This window comes from Hirschia sp. (genome assembly GCF_058892565.1).
Genome location: NZ_JBZXVU010000032.1, coordinates 149512 through 168726, shown reverse-complemented (window position 1 = coordinate 168726; position 19215 = coordinate 149512). Strand labels below are relative to the sequence as shown.

The following is a 19215-nucleotide window of genomic DNA, read 5'->3' as shown; positions in this document are numbered from 1 at the left end:
TCATGATACAAGAAATAAGCATTGAATCAAAAACGTTTTAAATTGAGCCTTGCACCAACACGCTCAGACAGTTAAACCGTCCAACAATTTGCCCATACGAGCCTAGGCTTGTGTGAGAGCATTTATTTTGTAGTGCGCCGAAAAGACCCCAAGGACCGACCTCCATGCCTAAACGTACCGATATTAAATCCATCCTAGTTATCGGCGCAGGCCCAATCGTTATTGGGCAGGCTTGTGAATTTGATTATTCCGGTGTTCAGGCCATCAAAGCTCTTAAAGAAGAAGGCTACCGGATTATTCTGGTAAACTCCAACCCCGCAACAATCATGACAGACCCAGAACTTGCGGATGCCACATATATAGAGCCCATCACCCCTGAATTCGTCGCTAAAATAATCGCCATAGAGCGCCCAGATGCCGTTTTGCCAACAATGGGCGGACAGACAGCACTCAACACAGCCCTAGCACTTGATAAAGACGGCACACTTGAAAAATACAATGTTGAGCTAATCGGTGCCAAAGCAGATGCCATCGAAAAAGCTGAAGACCGCGAAAAATTCCAAGTCGCGATGAACAATATTGGCCTTGAAAACCCTAAATCCGTTATCGTTTCCGCACCTAAGACAGTCGATGCAAATGGCAACGAAACAGGTAAAGACATTTTGGGCGGCCTTAAAGAATGTTTTGATGCACTGGATGAGATTGGTCTTCCAGCCATTATTCGCCCTGCCTTCACCTTGGGGGGTACGGGCGGCGGTGTTGCCAACAACCGCGAAGAATACGAGCACTTCTGTCGCTCAGGAATGGAAGCTTCCCCAACAGGCCAGATCCTGATTGATGAAAGTCTTCTTGGTTGGAAAGAATATGAGATGGAAGTTGTTCGCGACACTGCGGACAATTGTATCATTATCTGTTCTATCGAAAACATCGACCCAATGGGTGTGCACACAGGTGATTCGATCACTGTTGCCCCAGCCCTCACCCTGACAGACAAAGAATATCAAATCATGCGGAATGCTTCGATTGCAGTTCTGCGTGAAATCGGTGTTGAAACGGGTGGTTCAAACGTACAATTCGCTGTTCACCCAGAAACAGGTCGCCTTGTTGTCATCGAGATGAACCCACGTGTGAGCCGTTCTTCAGCCCTCGCTTCTAAAGCAACAGGTTTCCCGATAGCAAAAGTTGCTGCCAAACTAGCCGTTGGTTACACGCTAGATGAACTCGACAATGACATTACTGGCGTCACACCAGCATCATTTGAACCGACAATCGATTATGTCGTCACAAAAATTCCGCGCTTTGCTTTTGAAAAATATAAAGGCGCAGACGAAATGCTTTCAACAAGCATGAAATCCGTTGGTGAAGCCATGGCCATTGGCCGGACCTTCCAAGAAAGCTTCCAAAAAGCACTGCGTTCATTGGAAACAGGTTTTTGTGGCCTCAACGAAGTTGAGATCAAACGCCTTGGCAAAGGTGATGACCGCAATGTCATGCTGGCTGCTTGTAGCCAACCAACAAACAAACGCCTGCTCGTAATCGCCCAATCCATCCGTAACGGTCTTTCAGTGGAAGATGCCGCCAAAGCGTCCGGCGTTGATTTATGGTTCCTACGTCAGATTGCCGACCTTATCGAAACGGAAAAGAACATCCGCCGCGATGGTCTGCCAACAAATGCCGCTGATATGACTTTGATCAAATCCAAAGGCTTCTCCGATGAACGCCTTGGTATGCTGACTGGCAAATCAGAAACAGACGTGCGCGCTTATCGCCATTCTCTGGGTGTGCGCCCAGTCTATAAACGCATTGATACATGTGCTGCTGAATTTGCCGCTAAAACCCCTTACCTCTACTCAACCTATGAAACAGGTATGATGAATGAGGATGGCACGCTGCTTCCAGCTGAATGTGAAGCCCTGCCATCAACACGCAAGAAAGCCATGATCCTTGGCGGTGGCCCAAACCGTATCGGACAAGGTATCGAATTTGACTATTGTTGCTGTCACGCTGCTTTCGCCATGGAAGATCTGGGCATTGAAAGCATTATGGTCAATTGTAATCCTGAAACAGTGTCGACAGACTATGACACATCAGACCGCCTCTACTTTGAACCACTCACTCTAGAAGACGTGTCCGAGATTTGCCACATCGAGCAATCAACCGGTGAATTTGCAGGTGTGATCGTCCAGTTTGGTGGTCAAACACCCCTAAAACTGGCGCCTGGACTAAATGAGATGAAAGTTCCTATCCTTGGAACATCACCTGACGCGATTGACCTTGCTGAAGACCGTAAGCGTTTCTCAATTCTGCTTGATGAAATTGGCTTAAAGCAAGCCCCATCAGGCATCGCAACGACAGTTGAAGAAGCCCTCGCCATTGCAGAGCGTGTTGGTTATCCAGTCATGGTACGCCCTTCCAATGTCTTGGGTGGACGCGCGATGGAAATCGCCCACGATATTACCGACCTTAAAGACTATGGCGCAAAAGCTATTGTGGCGTCTGAAGGCGGAAACCTCCTAGTCGACCGTTATTTATCTGATGCAATCGAAGTCGATGTCGACGCCATTTGCGATGGTGAAACCACCCACGTTGCCGGTATTATGCAGCACATTGAAGAAGCGGGTGTGCACTCAGGTGATTCGGCTTGTTCCATTCCGCCATACTCCCTTTCCCAGCCAATTCAGGATGAGTTAGCCCGTCAAGCTCGCGTTTTGGCCAGCGCGCTGAATGTAAAAGGTCTTATGAATGTGCAATTTGCCGTCAAAGATGATGAAATATTCGTCCTTGAAGCCAATCCACGTGCATCCAGAACGGTTCCTTTTGTCGCAAAAGCTGTGGGTAAACCCCTTGCTTCTATCGCTGCAAAAGTAATGGCAGAAGAAAAACTCGCCCAATTTGGACTAGGCGATGGACCAATTACACCACCTCGCATTGCCGTAAAGGAAGCCGTATTTCCGTTCGCGCGCTTCACTGGCGTCGACCCGGCACTTGGTCCTGAAATGCGCTCAACCGGTGAAGTTATGGGGATTGCTGAGACATTTGATGCAGCATTCCTGAAATCTCAAATCGGTGCTGGTCACGATCTTCCACAAAGCGGAACTTGCTTCATCTCTGTGAAAAAGAATGACAAAGCAGCAGCGATCGAAACAGCTAAACAGCTGATAGATTTAGGCTTTTCAATTATTGCAACATCCGGCACAGCCCGTGATATGCAAGAAGAAGGCATAGATGTCAGCGTCGTGAATAAAGTTCTAGAAGGGCGTCCACACATCGTGGATAAAATTTCTGACGGAAAAGTTCAGCTTGTGATCAATACGACGGAAGGTGCACAATCCATGCTTGATTCTGCATCCATCCGACGCACAGCTCTTATTAAGGGCGTACCCTATTATACAACTATTTCTGGTGGGCATGCAGCAGTTAGGGCAATTCGTGTTCTTAAAGAACGCCCCCTTGAAGCTGCCTCACTTCAATCCTACTCTTGACCTTAGCGAAAGTTCGGTCGACCTTTCGTAAAGTTTCAATAACGGTATCTAACTAATGCAACGCATTCCTATGACAGCCCAAGGCCATCAGGCCTTGGAAGATGAACTTAAGCATTTGAAAACAGTCGCGCGCCCTGAAGTGATTCAGGCGATTGCGGTCGCACGCGAACATGGTGACTTATCTGAGAATGCTGAATATCACGCGGCAAAAGAAAGCCAGAGCCACATTGAAGGCCGTATTATCGAGCTGGACAGTAAGCTCGCGCGCGCTCAAGTTATCGACACGTCCAAATTATCTGGTGACAACATCAAATTTGGTGCCACGGTAACAGTTGTCGATGAAGACACCGAAGAAGAAGCGACTTACAAAATCGTTGGTGAAGACGAAGCCAACATTGCAGATGGTAAAATCTCGCTTTCCTCTCCTCTGGCGCGTGCCATGATAGGTAAAGAAGAAGGTGACATCGCAGAAGTAAGCGCACCTGGCGGTGCCAAGACTTACGAAATTCTCGACGTTAAATGGATCTAAAGCCATGATTTCCAGCGCGGCTGTCGGACCGTCTATCTGGGTTGTTTCCGATGGGCGCGCAGGAATTGAACGTCAAGCAGTCGCCATTGCGCAAGCATTGGGTGAATTGCACAGATGGGCAAACATCTCTCATATCAGATCAACAGCCCACAAGTCTGAACCAGTTCGCATATCTCCTAAAGCACCTCAGCTTTGGTTGCCGCCCCAATTGTGGCTTGCGCCTTTAGCAGCCTTGCCCAAACCACAGAGAGACCAGCTTAAAGCGCCATGGCCTGATATCTGGATTGGGTCTGGTCGTCGGTCTGTGCCCTATTCGATGCGTGTCAAAAAATGGTCAAATGGCAAAACGCTAGTTGTCCAAACACAAGACCCTAAAGTAAACCCGTCTCACTTTGATCTTGTGATCCCACCCGAACATGATCAGCTTGAAGGCCCAAATGTGCTTTCAACGATTGGCGCACCTGCCCATTTCTCGATGGGAGACCTAGAACAAGCCGCGCTCAATTTTGGTGATTTGATCGCTGAGCCTGGACGCAAAGCTGCTGTCATCATTGGCGGCACTTCCAAAACCCACACATTATCTGAAACGCGCGCCAAAGAATTAGAACAAGAATTACGCGGTTTAGCGGCGCAAGGCATCCGCATGTGGATTACGGTCTCTCGCCGCACCCCCGAACATGCGCGCATCCGCTTTCGCAATATGGCTGAAGAAGTTGGCGCACGCTTCTGGGAATCAGAAACAACCGATGGCCCCAATCCTTATTTGGCTTTCCTCTCAATGTCTGACCTAATCTTCGTGACCGAAGATTCAGCGAATATGATTTCTGAAGCCGCTTGGTTTGGAAAACCTGTCTATCTTCTAAAGCTTGTTGGAAAATCTGCCAAATTTGACCGCCTCCATCAAAGCTTTACCAAACAAGGCATTGCACGCTGGTATGAAGGCAAAGTTGAACATTGGCCCACAGAGCCAGTCAGAGAAATCGACCGTGCCGCAGATGAAATTATAAAACGGCTATTGGAAAAACACCCCAAACCAAAATAAAATAGGTATAACAAGCCTGTATTGTGATGATATAACATTATAATACATTGTAATTATTAGGGTTTTCATTTCGCCCGAGATATAATACACAAATGCAATGACAGATAGCCACACTGACCATCATCACCACGACAAGCATGATCACACCCATGAGCATCATGGTCATGGGCATGATCACGGTCACGACCATGATCACGCAGCACACGCCTCTCAAAGCCGCATAGCTTGGGCATGCGCGCTAACAGCATCATTCATGATTGCTGAAATTATTGGCGGTGTAATTTCTGGTTCTCTGGCATTGCTGGCTGATGCCGCACATATGCTCACCGATTCTGCCAGCCTATTGCTTGCTTGGGTTGGTTTCTGGTTGGCCGCGAAGCCATCTGATGCAAAGCGTAGTTTTGGCTTTGGCCGGTTTCGCATACTAGCCGCTTTTGCCAATGGTCTCACGCTGGTTCTACTTGCCGGTTGGATCGTCTTAGAAGCTATTCAACGCTTTATGGCTCCTGCTCCTATCCAGTCAGATATATTACTTGGCGTCGCCATTATTGGCTTGATCGTGAATATTATCGCCTTCTTCATTCTGCATGGCGGTGATGATCATTCACATGGTGATGTAAACCTTGAAGGCGCTCTATGGCATGTCGCCGGTGATATGCTGGGATCGATCGTTGCCATTATTGCGGCGATTGTCATCATCTATACCGGCTGGACACCCATCGACCCAATCTTATCCATGATTGTCGCAGTCATCATTGGCTATGGCGGCATTCGCGTGATCAAACGCTCAGGTCATATTCTTCTGGAAGGTGCACCAGAAAATTTCGATAAACAAAAATTGGTCAGTGATCTACTCGCCAATATTGAAGGCTTACAAAGCGTCCACCACATCCACGCATGGACGCTAACTGGGTCTGATAAGTTGGTGACCATGAATGTCTGCATTCAAGATGACGTCGACACAGCCACCACGCTTCAAGCTATTAAAACACGGCTGACGGAGCATCATCATATGAACCATGTTACAATTGAGCTCAGTCAATCTGAAAACGACACAGATTGCACACAAACTACACACTCAGAGCACACTCACACTTAAAAATCATTGTAATTTCTCGATAGCAAAACGACATTTACGTCACATTGCATCGCGTATGATCACATTAGAATTGATATACAGTATTGATGGCTGTGTGACTTGCAATCTGGCTCTACTCCCCCTAAATCCGTTGATCTAAATTTACTATGTTTTGGCGCCCTGATGGCGACGATTCCAAATGCCCCGCAGGAGCGAACCAAATGAGCAATACCGAGCACCGTTCACTGATCATCCTTGGATCAGGCCCTGCAGGATATACAGCTGCGATCTATGCTGCGCGTGCAATGCGTAAACCTATGCTAATTGCAGGTATGCAGCCTGGCGGTCAGCTCACAATCACAACCGAAGTTGAAAACTACCCTGGTTTTGCTGAAACCATTCAAGGCCCATGGCTTATGGAGCAAATGAAAGGGCAAGCTGAACATGTCGGGACTGAGATTGTCGAAGATCACATCAAATCAGTTGACCTAAACAACCGCCCTTTCACACTGATTGGTGAAAGCGGAACAACCTATACATGTGATGCATTGATCATTTCTACAGGTGCACAAGCTAAATGGCTTGGCCTTGATTCTGAAAAGAAATTTCAAGGATTTGGTGTATCTGCATGTGCCACATGTGATGGATTTTTCTATCGCGGCAAAGAAGTCATTGTTGTTGGCGGCGGGAACACAGCGGTTGAAGAAGCACTCTTCCTCACCAATTTTGCATCCAAAGTCACATTGGTTCACCGCCGTGATAGCCTACGTGCAGAGCGTATCCTGCAAGAGCGCTTGCTCAATCATGAGAAAGTGGAAGTTGTCTGGGATCACCAACTTGAAGAAGTTGTCGGTGATGAAAACCCACTTGGCGTCACAGGTGTAAAACTGAAAAATGTAAAAACAGGTGAAATCATAGACCGTGAAGCCCATGGTGTATTCATCGCCATTGGTCACGCACCAGCAACATCCCTATTTGATGGCCAACTTGAGATGAAACAAGGCGGCTATCTCATCACAGCCCCTGATTCGTCCAAAACATCCGTCCCCGGCGTTTATGCTGCTGGAGACGTAACAGATGACAAATTCCGCCAAGCCGTCACTGCTGCTGGAATGGGATGCATGGCAGCACTCGAATCTGATCATTTTCTTGCGGAATTGGAATTAAACAATAAATAATGCCCCGAAAAACGTGTTCGCTTTGACAATGATTTAAATCTTGGCATCTAGTAAATGCAGGATACGAATCACTAAGGTCTGCTTCAAAGGGACTCACAATGGTACAATCTATGGACTGGGATAAGCTCAAATCCTTCCATGCTGCGGCAGAAACTGGCAGTCTCACGGCTGCTGGGGAACGATTAGGTATTTCTCAATCGGCTGTTTCACGTCAGATTGCCTCTCTGGAAGAAGCGTTGCAAAATTCGCTTTTCCAAAGACATGCTCGTGGTCTTATTCTTACTGAAGCAGGTAGAATACTTCACCGCGCAACGGCTGAAATGGCATCCTCTGCCCGTACAGCCGAGTCCGCACTGAACGACACCGGAGACACACCGCAAGGCCAGCTTCATGTCACGGCACCTGTTGCTTTTGGATCTTTCTGGCTCGCACCGCGTATCCATAAATTTGCTGACATGTATCCGCGTATGCGCATCAAATTATCGCTTGATGACCGTGAGTTTGATTTGCTCACGCTTGAAGCTGAATGTGCGATTCGTTTATGGGCTGCCAACAAAGCTGACCTCATACAACGCAAACTCGTGACCGTTCGCACAAGCCTTTATGCCTCAGAAGAATACCTCGCTAACAATGGTACACCTGAACGTGCAGAAGATTTAGATCGTCACCGCATTATTTCATTCGGTGAGGACGCAGAACAAATGAAAGCGATGAATTGGGCACAACGTGTTGGCCGCGATGATCGCCCCGAACGCGAGCCCGCTCTGCAAATCAACAATGTGAATGGAATGATGCGTGCTGTCCGCTCTGGTCTAGGCATTGCTGACCTTCCCGAATATATGGTGTCGAAGGAATTTGGACTGAAAAAAGTTCTTCCAGAACTAACCGGTCCAACATTTGATCTTTACTTCATCTACCCTGCGGATTTGAAACGTTCTCGCCGTATTAGTATTTTTAGAGACTTCATAACTTCAGAGCTAAAAGCCGACCGCCAACAGGTCAAATAAGCCCTTTACCTTAAGTCACACACAGAAGATATTGAAATTTAATGCATTTATTTCACAAAATGCATATGTTTAATCTGATCATAAACTATTGATATTCTATAAAAAATTTAAACATATGCAATACTGCATAACACCAATGATGAATTGTTGCTTGTTTGCCACACTTTAATATGATTATGTTAACGCAAGCAAAACGGCCTCACTTGCTACCCAATTCGAAGCGCTAGCCGCTTCTTGGGCGTTTCCTCCCCGAGGCACACCTTATATAGCCGCGCTTTTTAGCGTGGCTTTTTTTTGTCTAAAACATAAAATCTCTCTATCAGACCTTTGAATTATCGACCTTCAAAGTCTCCACTCAATCTGACCTATCCAGATAGCTATGCATTTTCACACTACAGCACTACCCAAACAATGCTTGTATGCATTGCTCGATAATGTATAAATAACTCAAGCGAGATTGCCTCCCTTGCTACCCAATTTGAAGCGCTAGTCGCTTTTGGGCGTTTCCTCCCCCCGAGGCACACCTTTTATAGCCGCGCTTTTTAGCGCGGCTTTTTTTTGCTGTTATTTTTTTCATTAGTCGCCACAACTTGGCATCTTGCCGTTATTGAGCGCTGCAAGATCAATCTTCTGCTCCTTAACAAAGGTGAAGTAATCTTTTTCCTCTGATGGTTTTAGATAGATTTTCACCGCCATTTTTTGGAATGGGTTTGAACCAACTTCCAAACACCCCTGCGTTGTCACACTTAGACTAAAACTATTTTTTTCTTGCTGTGAACTCACCTTATCGTTCGCATTTCTGTCCTGCTCGACAATATTGGAAAACGCATCTCTAAACGCCAACACGCGATCATTATCTTTCTCCGCAAAAGATAATCCGTAAACATCAAAACCAGATCGCATTTGCCCATGGAGAAATGGGGAGACTGGCTTGGAAGTAACAACCATATCAAATGTTTCAGAGATATTCTCCTGAGTTCGTCCATTATAAAGATTGGCCACCAGCTTCACATCACCATCATCAACCCGAAACCCTTCTTCTATACGAACGGCAATTTTGGCTTTTGAAAAATCAAATGTCTGAGGGCTCAATGCTGCTAGCTTAGGCAAATTAGTAATCGGGATTGTGGAACAAGCTGAAATCACAGAGATTAAGCACGCGACTTTTAGTATTTTGAGGTAATTTTTCATAGACACGAATCCATATTTATATGATAATAAATTATCGTAAAACATGAATTTTTATAAATTGAAAGTTAAATGATTCAGATACACACACTGCCAAACTCCTCACGCAACATCTGTACAGTCTGTAAATGGCTAACAATAGTGGGTGCCCTAGCGCTCGGGCTTCAACTTATTTTCGGCAATGGTCTGGATGAAATTGTAAACAAGCATTGGAATATGCTTTCGCTAGAAATTCGAGAGAATACCACTTATTCCAACCCCAAAAAAATTGCCGTTTTTGCACTCGCCAGCTTAGACTTTATTGGAATGTATCTACTCGCTTTTGCGATTTGGCGTATCTTCAACTCGCTCGTAAAGCACGGCCCATTTTCCATAGACATTTCAAAAGCATTGTCATTTATGGGGTTGGCGATAATCATCGCCTCGCTATTGAACATAATCGCGCCGACATTGATGGCTTTCGCGATAACATATGATAACCCTCCGCAAATGCATGTGCTGACAATCCAATTATCAGCTGGTGCGATATCAATGCTATTTATTGGAATTGTAATTAGAATACTTGGAAAAATTATGCTGCAAGCTTCTCATATTGCTGATGAAAACCGGCAGTTTGTTTGATGACCATCATAGTAAGACTAGATGTCATGCTCGCATTGCGGAAAATGAAATCAAAAGAATTAGCTCAAGAAATAGGTATTTCCGAACAAAACCTCTCCCTACTCAGGCAGGGAAAGGTCAAAGGTGTTCGCTTTGAAACGCTAGATAAGATTTGTGAGATACTCGATTGCAAACCGGGTGATCTTATCGACCGTGAATAAACCTTAAGCGATGTGTGAGCGCAGCATCCATGCTGCTTTCTCGCTTGCGGCTGCTCGCTGCGTCATGAGATCAGCTGTTGCATCATCATCTTTATCACCGGCAAGTTTCAGTGCATCACGCGCTGCGCGTACGACAGTCTCATTGTCTGCCACCAGATTGGCAATCATATCATTTGCAGATGGAATTGCTGTATCTTGTTTGATACCAGAGCGCTCATATATTTCACTGACCGCTGGTGCATACAATCCAAGTGAACGAATTCGTTCTGCAATCTCATCCAGCGCAGCCCATAATTCAGTATATTGAAGCTCAAACATGGCGTGATATGCAGAGAATTGAGGCCCTTCTACATTCCAGTGATAATTGTGCGTTTTCATGTACAACGCATATGTATCTGCAAGCACCTGACTTAAGGCATCCGCGATTGCTGTCCGGTCGTCTTTTGAGATTCCGATATCCATTTTCAATCCACCTGTAATAATTTTATTTAGAACTATTCTAAATTAGTGCGATATTCTACATATTCAAGTATCACTCATAGATTAATCGGCGCTATTCTTCTATTGGGCGTTTTGTCCATACAGCAAGTTCATTGCCCACAGGGTCAAGAAAATGAAACCGCTTTCCGCCCGGAAATTCATGATGTTCAGTTACGGTGCCACCAGCTTCCAAAACCGATTTCTCAGTCGCCTCTAATGCCTCCATATCTTCAGCGAGAAGTATAACAAGCGTCCCGCCCCGCACTGGCTTATCTTTAGACTTGCGAAATCCACCCTCAAGGCCAGCATTCGAAAAAGCGAGATATTCCTCCCCCCATTCTTCAAATTCCCATCCGAAAACAGATCCATAAAATGCCATGGCGCTGGAAAAATCGCTCGCGACAAATTCAATATAATCTATGTTCATGTTATATCCGCTTTTGTTTATGATTTGATCTAACCAACATTTACCACAACAAACAAATTTGAAGAAGGCTATTCATGGCGAGTAAAGCATATAAATGCTCATTCACTCATTCTGGTTTTAGCCAATGCTGAAGTTTGCGTTGAATGAAGTCTTTTTCAATCTGATTTTTTGTAAACGGCACTGCTTTTTCCAACAATTGTGATGCCTCTTCTCGCCGACCAGAACGATAAAACAAATCAGCTTTAGCCAGAAGGAATGAGATATGGTTTTGCATGTCGCTATTGAAATCTAACTCCGTCAGCATTTCCAAAGCCGCCGAGACAGAATACGCATAAGACACTGCTAAGGCGTGATTTATTTTCACAACCGAATTCGGCTGCAATTTATAAAGCAGCGCATACAGCGCTGCTATCTGTTGCCAATCCGTGTTTTCCCAGTCGACGGCCTCGCCATGAAGCGCGCTAATACATGCCTGCAATTGATAAGGACCAATGGTTTGCAAAGCCAAAGCTTGCTTTAAGACATGACGGCCTTCTTCAAATTTGGGTTTGTCCCAAAGTTTGCGGTCTTGAAATTCCAAAGCCACCATATGGCCCTGCTTATCAATCCTCGCAAACCGGCGCGCATCATGCAAAAGCAACAAAGCGTATAATCCAGCAATTTCAGCCTCTTCTGGTAATAGCTGCATTAAAATACGGGCAAGACGAATTGCTTCATCAATCAAATCGACCCGTGTCAGCGCATCACCAGAACTAGCCGCATAACCTTCATTGAAAATCAGATAAATAACGGCCAGCACCCCTCGCAATCGCGATGGCATCATCTGTTGATCAGGTATCCTGTATGGAATACCGGCCAATTTGATCTTTTTCTTCGCCCTTACCAGTCGCTGCGCCATCGCTGTGGGCGTATCTAAAAATGCGCGTGCAATTTCTTCGGTTTTTAACCCGCCAATTGTGCGTAATGTGAGCGCCACTCGCGTTTTTTCTTCTAGCGCTGGATGGCAGCAAGTGAAGATCATCTCCAACCGTTCATCGGGAATGATTGATGTGCTTGAAATTGCCTGATCCAACAAGGTCATCTGAGTGAGATATTGCAAATCAGCCTGTTTGTTTTCAAATGTCTTGAGACGCCTTAGTCGATCTATTGCTTTGCGGTGTGAAACCGAAATCAACCACGCTGCGGGCGATTTCGGTATCCCGTTCTTCTTCCAGTGCTTCAATGCAGCTTCTACAGCATCTTGCAAGCTGTCTTCAGCTAACTGGATATCTCCCACATTTTTTGTCACGCAGGAAAGTATGCGCCCCCATTCCTCTTTCACGATCTTTTCGATGGTCTGATCCAGAGTATAAGGAGGCAGCATATGAAACGTTTCCGTTTTTTATTAAATGCAGAATTCTATTCAAACACCATAATTGGTCGCACTTCTACACGGCCATATCGCGCTGTTGGAATTTTGGCAGCATATTCCAATGCTTCATCCAAATCCTTACATTCGAGCAGATAATAACCACCCAATTGCTCTTTGGTTTCGGCAAATGGACCATCCATTATTTCAGCTTTACCATTCTCCATTGTGACGGTGCTAGCTGTTGCCACTGGCTCCAATGCGTTTGCGTTGACCAAAACACCATTCTGCGCGCAAAGAGCGCTAAATGTTTCATAATCCTGCATATATGCACCGAACTCAGGTGTACCAGGCTGAGGGTCTTTACCTTCTGTTCCATAAATCAAACATAGAAACTGCATGTCGTTCTCCATAAAATGACGCAAGGTCATCAAAACCTTACATACACTAGACGAACGGCAAATGCCCAAATCGACATAGAAGAAAAAATAACTGCAAAATAAATTTTACGGTTTCAAACCATATCGCTTTATCTTGTCGCCACTAATGTCAGACCAAAACCCACAAACAGGCTGCCAATCACACGGCGTAGATATTTCAAACGCTGCGAACTTTGGAAAAATGGACGGATATATTCTCCCATATACGCGATAGCATAATGCACAATGAAACACATAAAAGCATAGGTCGTCGCCATAATAGCAGATTGAAGCCACAAGCTAGACTCAGCCTGCATAAAAGCTGGAAACATCGCCCCCATAATTACGATAGCTTTGGGATTAGTAATACTGAGAATAAAAGACGTACGAAACAAGCTCACCTCATCGGGAGCAATCTCGCCGCCTTCTGCAGCAATAAAATTGCCAGTTGCACGCCAGGATTTAATACCAAGCCAAACCAGATAAGCCCCGCCGACGATTTTGACCATTGTAAACGCAAGCGAAGAGGCCTGCATTAATCCACCTAGCCCATACCCGATGCAAAGTCCCAAAACGACCAACCCAATGGCATTCGCACTACCAGAAATAATCGCAGCACGACGACCAAAACGGATCACGTTAGAAATTGTAAGAAAGACTGCTGGCCCAGGACTTACACCGGCCATAAAACACAAAAAGGCAAATACAAGCCACGTTTCTAATGACACTTACAACGCTCCAACATGGTGAGAAAACCACTGCCTACACCTAAGAAAGAAGGATTGTCAAAGCGGCGCAAAATCATCTGTTTTGGGGAGTGCATTGACGGCATCCAACAACATTTGCGGCGGTACAATAACTTTGCGCGTGTTTAAATCCATCCAAACGACCATTGATCGTACTTCAGCCGTTATCGTGCCATCGAGCGCACTGAAGCGATTGACGATCACATAGCGCGTATCTTTAGAATTTACACCAGCCCACATGAGCTCGATTTTAAACTTATCAAGCATGTGCATTTCGCGCCGATACGATAAATTATCATTGAGCGCGACTGGCCCGACTTCAAGCTCCTTCATCGCTTTGGCACCAAACCCATATTGCTCAAAATAAACAATCCGGCTGTATGTCGCAAAATCCATATAGGCTGTGTTGGCCATATGCCCATTCGCATCAAGGTCACGCCACGTTACCTGAAAATCAAATAAATTGGTTTTGTCCATAATCTGGCTCCCTGTCATGCACGATGTCTTGATATTTGGCCTATTCTGGACGTCACGTCCATCATGCCCTAGCGGCAGATTAGCCCATCTATCGCCACGCAGATTGACGCACTTAAGCCAGCCTGCCATTGAACACGCCTAACTTCTCCTAAAAAGGTCCCCCGATGAGCGAATTACCACCCTGCCCAAAATGTGAATCAATTTACACATATGAAGACGGCGCACTCCTCATCTGCCCAGAATGTGCGCATGAATGGTCCGCAGCTGAAACCGCTGAAGATACCGCCGAAAAAGTCTATAAAGATGCCAATGGCACCATACTTCAGGACGGCGATGCGGTCACAGTGATCAAAGACCTAAAAGTCAAAGGCTCATCGCTTGTGGTAAAGGTCGGCACCAAGGTGAAATCTATCCGGCTCATAGATGGCGATCATGACATTGATTGTAAAATTGACGGCATTGGCCCCATGCAACTCAAAACCCAATTTGTGAAGAAGATTTAGCGCAGTATCTCTTTTTGCCGACGACAGTTTTCTACGACACGCCATATACAAAAAAGCCGCCCCATTTCTGAGGCGGCTTTCTTATTTTCGATAATGATAACTGAGAGTTATTTCAAACCAGCACAGAAACGTTGAATACGCTTACCAGCTTCTTGCAATGCTTCAGTTGATGTCGCGTAAGAGATACGGAAAGCTGGAGAAAGACCAAAGGCTTCTCCGTGCACCACAGCGACCATTTCTTCTTCGAGCAAAGCACCAGCAAAATCCTGATCAGATTGGATAAGCTTGCCGCCAGCGGATGTCTTACCCATAGCTGCTTCACAGCTTGGATATACATAGAAAGCACCTTCTGGTGTCGGGCATTTCAAAATACCAGAACAATCATTTAGCAAAGCCACCATCATGTCACGACGCTCAACAAAGACTGCATTGCGCTCGGCGATAAAGTCTTGCGGGCCATTGAGCGCTTCAACAGAGGCATATTGAGAGATTGAACACGGGTTGGATGTTGTCTGTGTCATCACATTACGCATGCTCTTAATCAGGCTTTCAGGCCCAGCAGCATACCCGATACGCCATCCAGTCATTGCATATGATTTAGACACACCATTCATAGTCAATGTACGGTCATAAAGCTCAGGACAAACTTGCGCGATCGTGTAGAATTTAAAGCCATCATAGACGAGATGCTCATACATATCATCTGTCAAAATCCACACATGTGGATGACGCAACAAAACCTCGCCCAAAGCCATCAGCTCATCTTTTGTGTAAGCTGCTCCTGATGGGTTTGATGGTGAATTTAGCACCAACCATTTGGTTTTGGGTGTGATCGCTGCTTCCAGCGCTTCTGGCTTTAATTTGTAATTGTCAGATGCTTTTGCTTCAGCAAATACTGGTTTTGCACCGCACAGGATCGCCATATCAGGGTATGAAACCCAATATGGTGTTGGGATCACAACTTCATCGCCAGGGTTCAGCGTCGCCACAAAAGCGTTATAGATAATAGGCTTACCACCGGGCGACACGTTTACTTGTGCTGGTGTGTAATCAAGCTCATTGTCGCGCTTGAATTTTGCGCAAATCGCTTCTTTCAGCTCGGGGATACCATCAACGGCAGTGTATTTTGTGTGACCAGCATTAATCGCTGCAATTGCGGCTGCTTTAATATTGTCTGGCGTATCAAAATCAGGCTCTCCGGCACCAAGACCAATAACATCATGGCCCGCTGCTTTAAGCTCGCGCGCTTTAGACGTCACAGCAATTGTTGCTGACGGTTTTACGGCTTTTAGGGCTTCAGATATTGGTGCAGTCGACATGAGAGGTGATCCTTTCGCGGCTCACGGACAATTTAGAGAAATATCTCCAAATGCGGTCTGGAAATTAAGACTACTCCATTCCACAACCAGCCCATGATGAAAAGACGCAATGGTGTCACATTTAGGAAAATTCATCTAAAAAAATGGGTATAATTCGACTTCAATGCAACAAACTACGTAAATTTGCTTTCTTTGACGAATTTTACATGTCTTCAGGATCAGTTTGCACAGGTTGTTCTTTACGCCGTTCTTTACCTGTCCAACGCCCACCATCTTTACGGCGACGATCTGGTCCATAATAAAATGCAGTTTTCACAAACTGACGCCGGTTATTCACAACAGCCGCTAACTTCTTCCAAGCTTGATCGGCAGATACCGGCTTTGCAAGGATCTCATCCACACCAGAATCAACAAGCAATTTCAACACTGAACGGCGTGTATCAGCCGTACAAGCAATAATCGGAACATGTTGAGATGGACTATCAGGCGCACGCCGCAACATACCAGCAAATTCAGCCCCCGTCAGACCATCAAGATGATGATCCACGATGATTGCATCAATATCTTTATCACCAACCTGCTTAAAAGCATCTTCGGCATTGTCGGCTTCATGAACGGTACGAATACCAAACGCCAGCAATATCCCGCGCCACAACAATCGCATGTTGCGGTGGTCGTCCAAAACGAGAATTGAAATATTTGCTAGCTTATTCGCCACGTTATAGACTCGATATCAAAAAAATGTGCACTTTTCTTTAAACATATCAGATAGCAACCGATTAATGTTAATAAAAAATGTCGCTTTATTCAGACTCTGCAAATTTCTTTCAATAAAATTGAGATTCGCAATCTTGGAAAGAGAACACGCTCAATTTAAAGTTACAAGCCTAATCAAGAAGACAGTCGTCAGGCATGTATACGCGTCGCTCTTGATCCCCCACATAAGGAGAAGCACGACGACGACGGTCTGGACCAGAATATTTCCCTAGCCTCACAAATGTACGACGACGATTCACAAGCATACACATTTTTTGCCAAGCTTGTTCGGCAGACACTGGTTTTGCAAGTATTTCATCCACTCCAGCATCAATCCATTTGCGCAATACTTTAGGGCGGGAATCTCCAGAACATGCAATTACAGGGATGTGTGGGGCTGGGCTATCAGCGCCCCTGCGCAGCATGCCGACAAACTCAGCGCCGGTGAGGCCATCGAGGTGAAAATCGACGATAAGTATATCGATAAAATTACTCCGCAAAACTTCAAGAGCTTCATACGCATCTTTCGCCTCATATACTGAACGTATGCCAAACCCCATAAGCATAGAACGCCACAAACTGCGCATATTCTTATGATCATCCAGAATCAAAACTTTGACGTTTCCCAAACGGTTCATGCGCTTGCCCTTATCAATTCTCTCTTCTCACCCAAGTCTCACCCAAGGAGATTTCCACCTATTAAAGCACAGTATGATTAGGGTCTGATTTTTAGGATTGAACCAATCTAAGGGATTGATGGAATAAGCTATTAACTATAATTATCTGCCGCTTGGCATATTCTCACTTACATAAAACCCAACACCGCCCCTATATTGTACTTATGACCGACTCATTGCCTGAAAAGCCAATTCACACACCCGCACCCAAAGATGCGCCCCCTAAAACGGGTGTTAAAATTGATGCGCCATCGCCTGCATCGCAGCCTTTTGAGAAGGGACGAATATCGGGCGTAGATGTCATAAAAAACCATTTAAAACATCTGCCTAGCAAATCCGGTGTTTATCGCATGTATGGCATTGATGGTGATCTTCTATATGTGGGGAAAGCTAAAAGCCTGAAAAACCGCGTTGCCAATTATGCAAAGCTTGGCGGCCATACCCAGCGCATTGCACGCATGATTTCGCTCACCCGCAGCATGGAATTTGTCGTCACTGAAAGCGAAACAGAAGCATTATTGCTTGAAGCAAGCCTGATTAAAAAACTCAAACCGCGTTTCAACATATTATTGCGCGATGATAAGAGTTTTCCATACATACTTATCCGCCGAGATCATGATGCGCCGCAAATTTTAAAGCATCGCGGGGCGAAAAAGACCAAGGGTGAGTATTTTGGTCCGTTTGCGTCGGGTTATGCGGTCAATGAAACGTTGGATATCTTACAAAAAGCATTCTTACTGCGCACTTGCTCGGACAGTGTGTATGAAGGGCGTTCGCGGGCGTGTATGCAGCACCAGATTAAGCGTTGTTCAGCCCCCTGCGTGGATATAATTTCTAAGAAAGATTACAATGATTTAGCCGATCAAGCCGCGCAATTTCTCAATGGTAAAGTCAACACCCTACAAGAAGACATGGCCAAAGAAATGGAGGCGGCATCTCAAGACATGGAATTTGAGAAAGCTGCTATCCTGCGTGATAGGATAAGAGCGCTTGCGGCTGTGCGGGCATCTCAGAGTATAAATCCAGCAAATCTCAATGAAGCAGACATTTTTGGCATTGAAACCAAGGCCGGACAGACATGTGTGCAGGCTTTTTTCTTTCGTGCGGGACAAAACTGGGGGGCGACTGCATATTATCCCCGTCATGATGTGGATGATACGCCGGAAGAAATCCTCGCGGCTTTTCTTGTACAGTTTTACGATAATCGCCCCGTCCCTAGGCTCATTCTAACGTCTGTTGAGCTTGATCAAGCCAAATTTATTGCCGAGGCGCTGGAATTACGCACGGATTATAAAGTCTATATCCACAAACCTTCGCGCGGTGAAAAACTTGGCTTTGTTAAACAAGCCCACACCAACGCCCGCGAAGCGCTTGCTCGCAAATTGGCGCAAACGCAGAGCCAAGGCAAAATTCTAAGCGCTGTGCAAAAGGTGTTTGATTTAGACGAGCCGCCCAAGCGTATTGAGGTTTATGATAACTCTCACATTCAGGGCAGCAATGCTGTGGGCGGCATGATTGTCGCCAATTCTGAAGGCTTTGATAAATCCAGCTATCGCAAATTCAACATCAAAGACACTGAGATAGAACCCGGCGATGATTATGGCATGATGCGCGAAGTGATGCGCCGCCGTTTTGCGCGCCTTAAAAAAGAAGCAGAAGGCCGCGAAACCAAGCCCGACACTTGGCCCGATTTGGTGCTGATTGATGGTGGTTTAGGCCAGCTTTCAGCCGTTATAGA

General features: G+C 45.7%; 19 protein-coding genes and 1 pseudogene. 10 read left to right on the top strand and 10 right to left on the bottom strand.

The features are described 5' to 3' along the window. Window positions 1-164 precede the first annotated feature (164 nt). The 6 genes from carB to AC5EF3_RS12735 all read left to right on the top strand — a co-directional run bounded on the left by carB (window position 165) and on the right by AC5EF3_RS12735 (window position 8316). Complete coding sequence (gene carB, locus AC5EF3_RS12760) at window positions 165-3482, top strand: carbamoyl-phosphate synthase large subunit (protein ID WP_015826951.1); 3318 nt, start codon at window positions 165-167, stop codon at window positions 3480-3482. Between the two features lie 55 nt (window positions 3483-3537). After that, window positions 3538-4011: a transcription elongation factor GreA gene (gene greA / locus AC5EF3_RS12755; protein ID WP_015826950.1), complete on the top strand. Its 474-nt coding sequence runs from the start codon at window positions 3538-3540 to the stop codon at window positions 4009-4011. A gap of 4 nt (window positions 4012-4015) precedes the next feature. Continuing rightward, complete coding sequence (locus tag AC5EF3_RS12750; RefSeq protein ID WP_493548301.1) at window positions 4016-5053, top strand: mitochondrial fission ELM1 family protein; 1038 nt, start codon at window positions 4016-4018, stop codon at window positions 5051-5053. A gap of 97 nt (window positions 5054-5150) precedes the next feature. After that, window positions 5151-6152 (top strand): cation diffusion facilitator family transporter, encoded by a 1002-nt coding sequence (locus AC5EF3_RS12745; RefSeq protein WP_493548300.1) that lies wholly within the window; start codon window positions 5151-5153, stop codon window positions 6150-6152. A gap of 200 nt (window positions 6153-6352) precedes the next feature. Continuing rightward, window positions 6353-7309: a thioredoxin-disulfide reductase gene (trxB, locus tag AC5EF3_RS12740; RefSeq protein ID WP_015826947.1), complete on the top strand. Its 957-nt coding sequence runs from the start codon at window positions 6353-6355 to the stop codon at window positions 7307-7309. 98 nt (window positions 7310-7407) lie between these two features. Next, on the top strand, window positions 7408-8316 hold the full coding sequence (locus AC5EF3_RS12735; RefSeq protein WP_015826946.1) for a LysR family transcriptional regulator: 909 nt from the start codon (window positions 7408-7410) through the stop codon (window positions 8314-8316). Window positions 8317-8892: 576 nt separating this feature from the next. On the opposite strand, the gene AC5EF3_RS12730 is transcribed toward AC5EF3_RS12735, so the two are convergent. Further along, window positions 8893-9507, bottom strand: coding sequence for a hypothetical protein (locus AC5EF3_RS12730; protein WP_493548299.1), 615 nt, complete (start codon window positions 9505-9507; stop codon window positions 8893-8895). A 69-nt stretch (window positions 9508-9576) separates the two neighbouring features. Here AC5EF3_RS12730 and AC5EF3_RS12725 point away from each other — a divergent pair, with 69 nt between their 5' ends. Both AC5EF3_RS12725 and AC5EF3_RS12720 read left to right on the top strand, forming a co-directional pair. Continuing rightward, a complete protein-coding gene (locus AC5EF3_RS12725; RefSeq protein ID WP_493548298.1) occupies window positions 9577-10125 on the top strand; it encodes a DUF2975 domain-containing protein in 549 nt (182 codons plus the stop codon). Then, window positions 10125-10325 carry a helix-turn-helix domain-containing protein gene (locus AC5EF3_RS12720; RefSeq protein ID WP_015826943.1) on the top strand — a complete coding sequence of 67 codons (201 nt, stop codon included), beginning with the start codon at window positions 10125-10127 and terminating at the stop codon, window positions 10323-10325. The genes AC5EF3_RS12725 and AC5EF3_RS12720 overlap by 1 nt, the downstream gene beginning before the upstream one ends. Window positions 10326-10328: 3 nt before the next feature. Here AC5EF3_RS12720 and AC5EF3_RS12715 read toward each other — a convergent pair whose 3' ends face one another. The 6 genes from AC5EF3_RS12715 to AC5EF3_RS12690 all read right to left on the bottom strand — a co-directional run bounded on the left by AC5EF3_RS12715 (window position 10329) and on the right by AC5EF3_RS12690 (window position 14351). Next, window positions 10329-10793: a Dps family protein gene (locus AC5EF3_RS12715; RefSeq protein ID WP_407635705.1), complete on the bottom strand. Its 465-nt coding sequence runs from the start codon at window positions 10791-10793 to the stop codon at window positions 10329-10331. An 85-nt stretch (window positions 10794-10878) separates the two neighbouring features. Beyond that, entirely contained in the window at window positions 10879-11232 is a 354-nt protein-coding gene (locus AC5EF3_RS12710) for a VOC family protein (protein ID WP_493548297.1), read from the bottom strand. Window positions 11233-11338: 106 nt separating this feature from the next. Continuing rightward, window positions 11339-12595, bottom strand: coding sequence for an RNA polymerase sigma factor (locus AC5EF3_RS12705; RefSeq protein ID WP_493548296.1), 1257 nt, complete (start codon window positions 12593-12595; stop codon window positions 11339-11341). 35 nt (window positions 12596-12630) lie between these two features. Continuing rightward, window positions 12631-12981 (bottom strand): YciI family protein, encoded by a 351-nt coding sequence (locus tag AC5EF3_RS12700; protein ID WP_015826939.1) that lies wholly within the window; start codon window positions 12979-12981, stop codon window positions 12631-12633. Between the two features lie 128 nt (window positions 12982-13109). Continuing rightward, the gene (locus tag AC5EF3_RS12695) at window positions 13110-13727 is read right to left on the bottom strand and encodes a LysE family translocator (protein ID WP_493548295.1); all 618 of its coding nucleotides are present in this window, start codon (window positions 13725-13727) and stop codon (window positions 13110-13112) included. Between the two features lie 57 nt (window positions 13728-13784). Further along, window positions 13785-14351, bottom strand: coding sequence for a thioesterase family protein (locus AC5EF3_RS12690; RefSeq protein WP_493548294.1), 567 nt, complete (start codon window positions 14349-14351; stop codon window positions 13785-13787). A 35-nt stretch (window positions 14352-14386) separates the two neighbouring features. On the opposite strand from AC5EF3_RS12690, the gene AC5EF3_RS12685 reads away from it, so the two are divergent. Further along, window positions 14387-14725 carry a zinc ribbon domain-containing protein YjdM gene (locus AC5EF3_RS12685; RefSeq protein ID WP_015826936.1) on the top strand — a complete coding sequence of 113 codons (339 nt, stop codon included), beginning with the start codon at window positions 14387-14389 and terminating at the stop codon, window positions 14723-14725. 107 nt (window positions 14726-14832) lie between these two features. Here AC5EF3_RS12685 and AC5EF3_RS12680 read toward each other — a convergent pair whose 3' ends face one another. The 3 genes from AC5EF3_RS12680 to AC5EF3_RS12670 all read right to left on the bottom strand — a co-directional run bounded on the left by AC5EF3_RS12680 (window position 14833) and on the right by AC5EF3_RS12670 (window position 17438). Next, the gene (locus AC5EF3_RS12680) at window positions 14833-16044 is read right to left on the bottom strand and encodes a pyridoxal phosphate-dependent aminotransferase (RefSeq protein ID WP_493548293.1); all 1212 of its coding nucleotides are present in this window, start codon (window positions 16042-16044) and stop codon (window positions 14833-14835) included. Window positions 16045-16246: 202 nt separating this feature from the next. Then, window positions 16247-16762, bottom strand: coding sequence for a response regulator (locus AC5EF3_RS12675; RefSeq protein WP_015826934.1), 516 nt, complete (start codon window positions 16760-16762; stop codon window positions 16247-16249). A gap of 169 nt (window positions 16763-16931) precedes the next feature. Then, window positions 16932-17438: a response regulator gene (locus AC5EF3_RS12670; protein WP_015826933.1), complete on the bottom strand. Its 507-nt coding sequence runs from the start codon at window positions 17436-17438 to the stop codon at window positions 16932-16934. A 203-nt stretch (window positions 17439-17641) separates the two neighbouring features. On the opposite strand from AC5EF3_RS12670, the pseudogene uvrC reads away from it, so the two are divergent. After that, window positions 17642-19215 (top strand): annotated as a pseudogene (uvrC, locus tag AC5EF3_RS12665) (excinuclease ABC subunit UvrC); the annotation flags it as partial.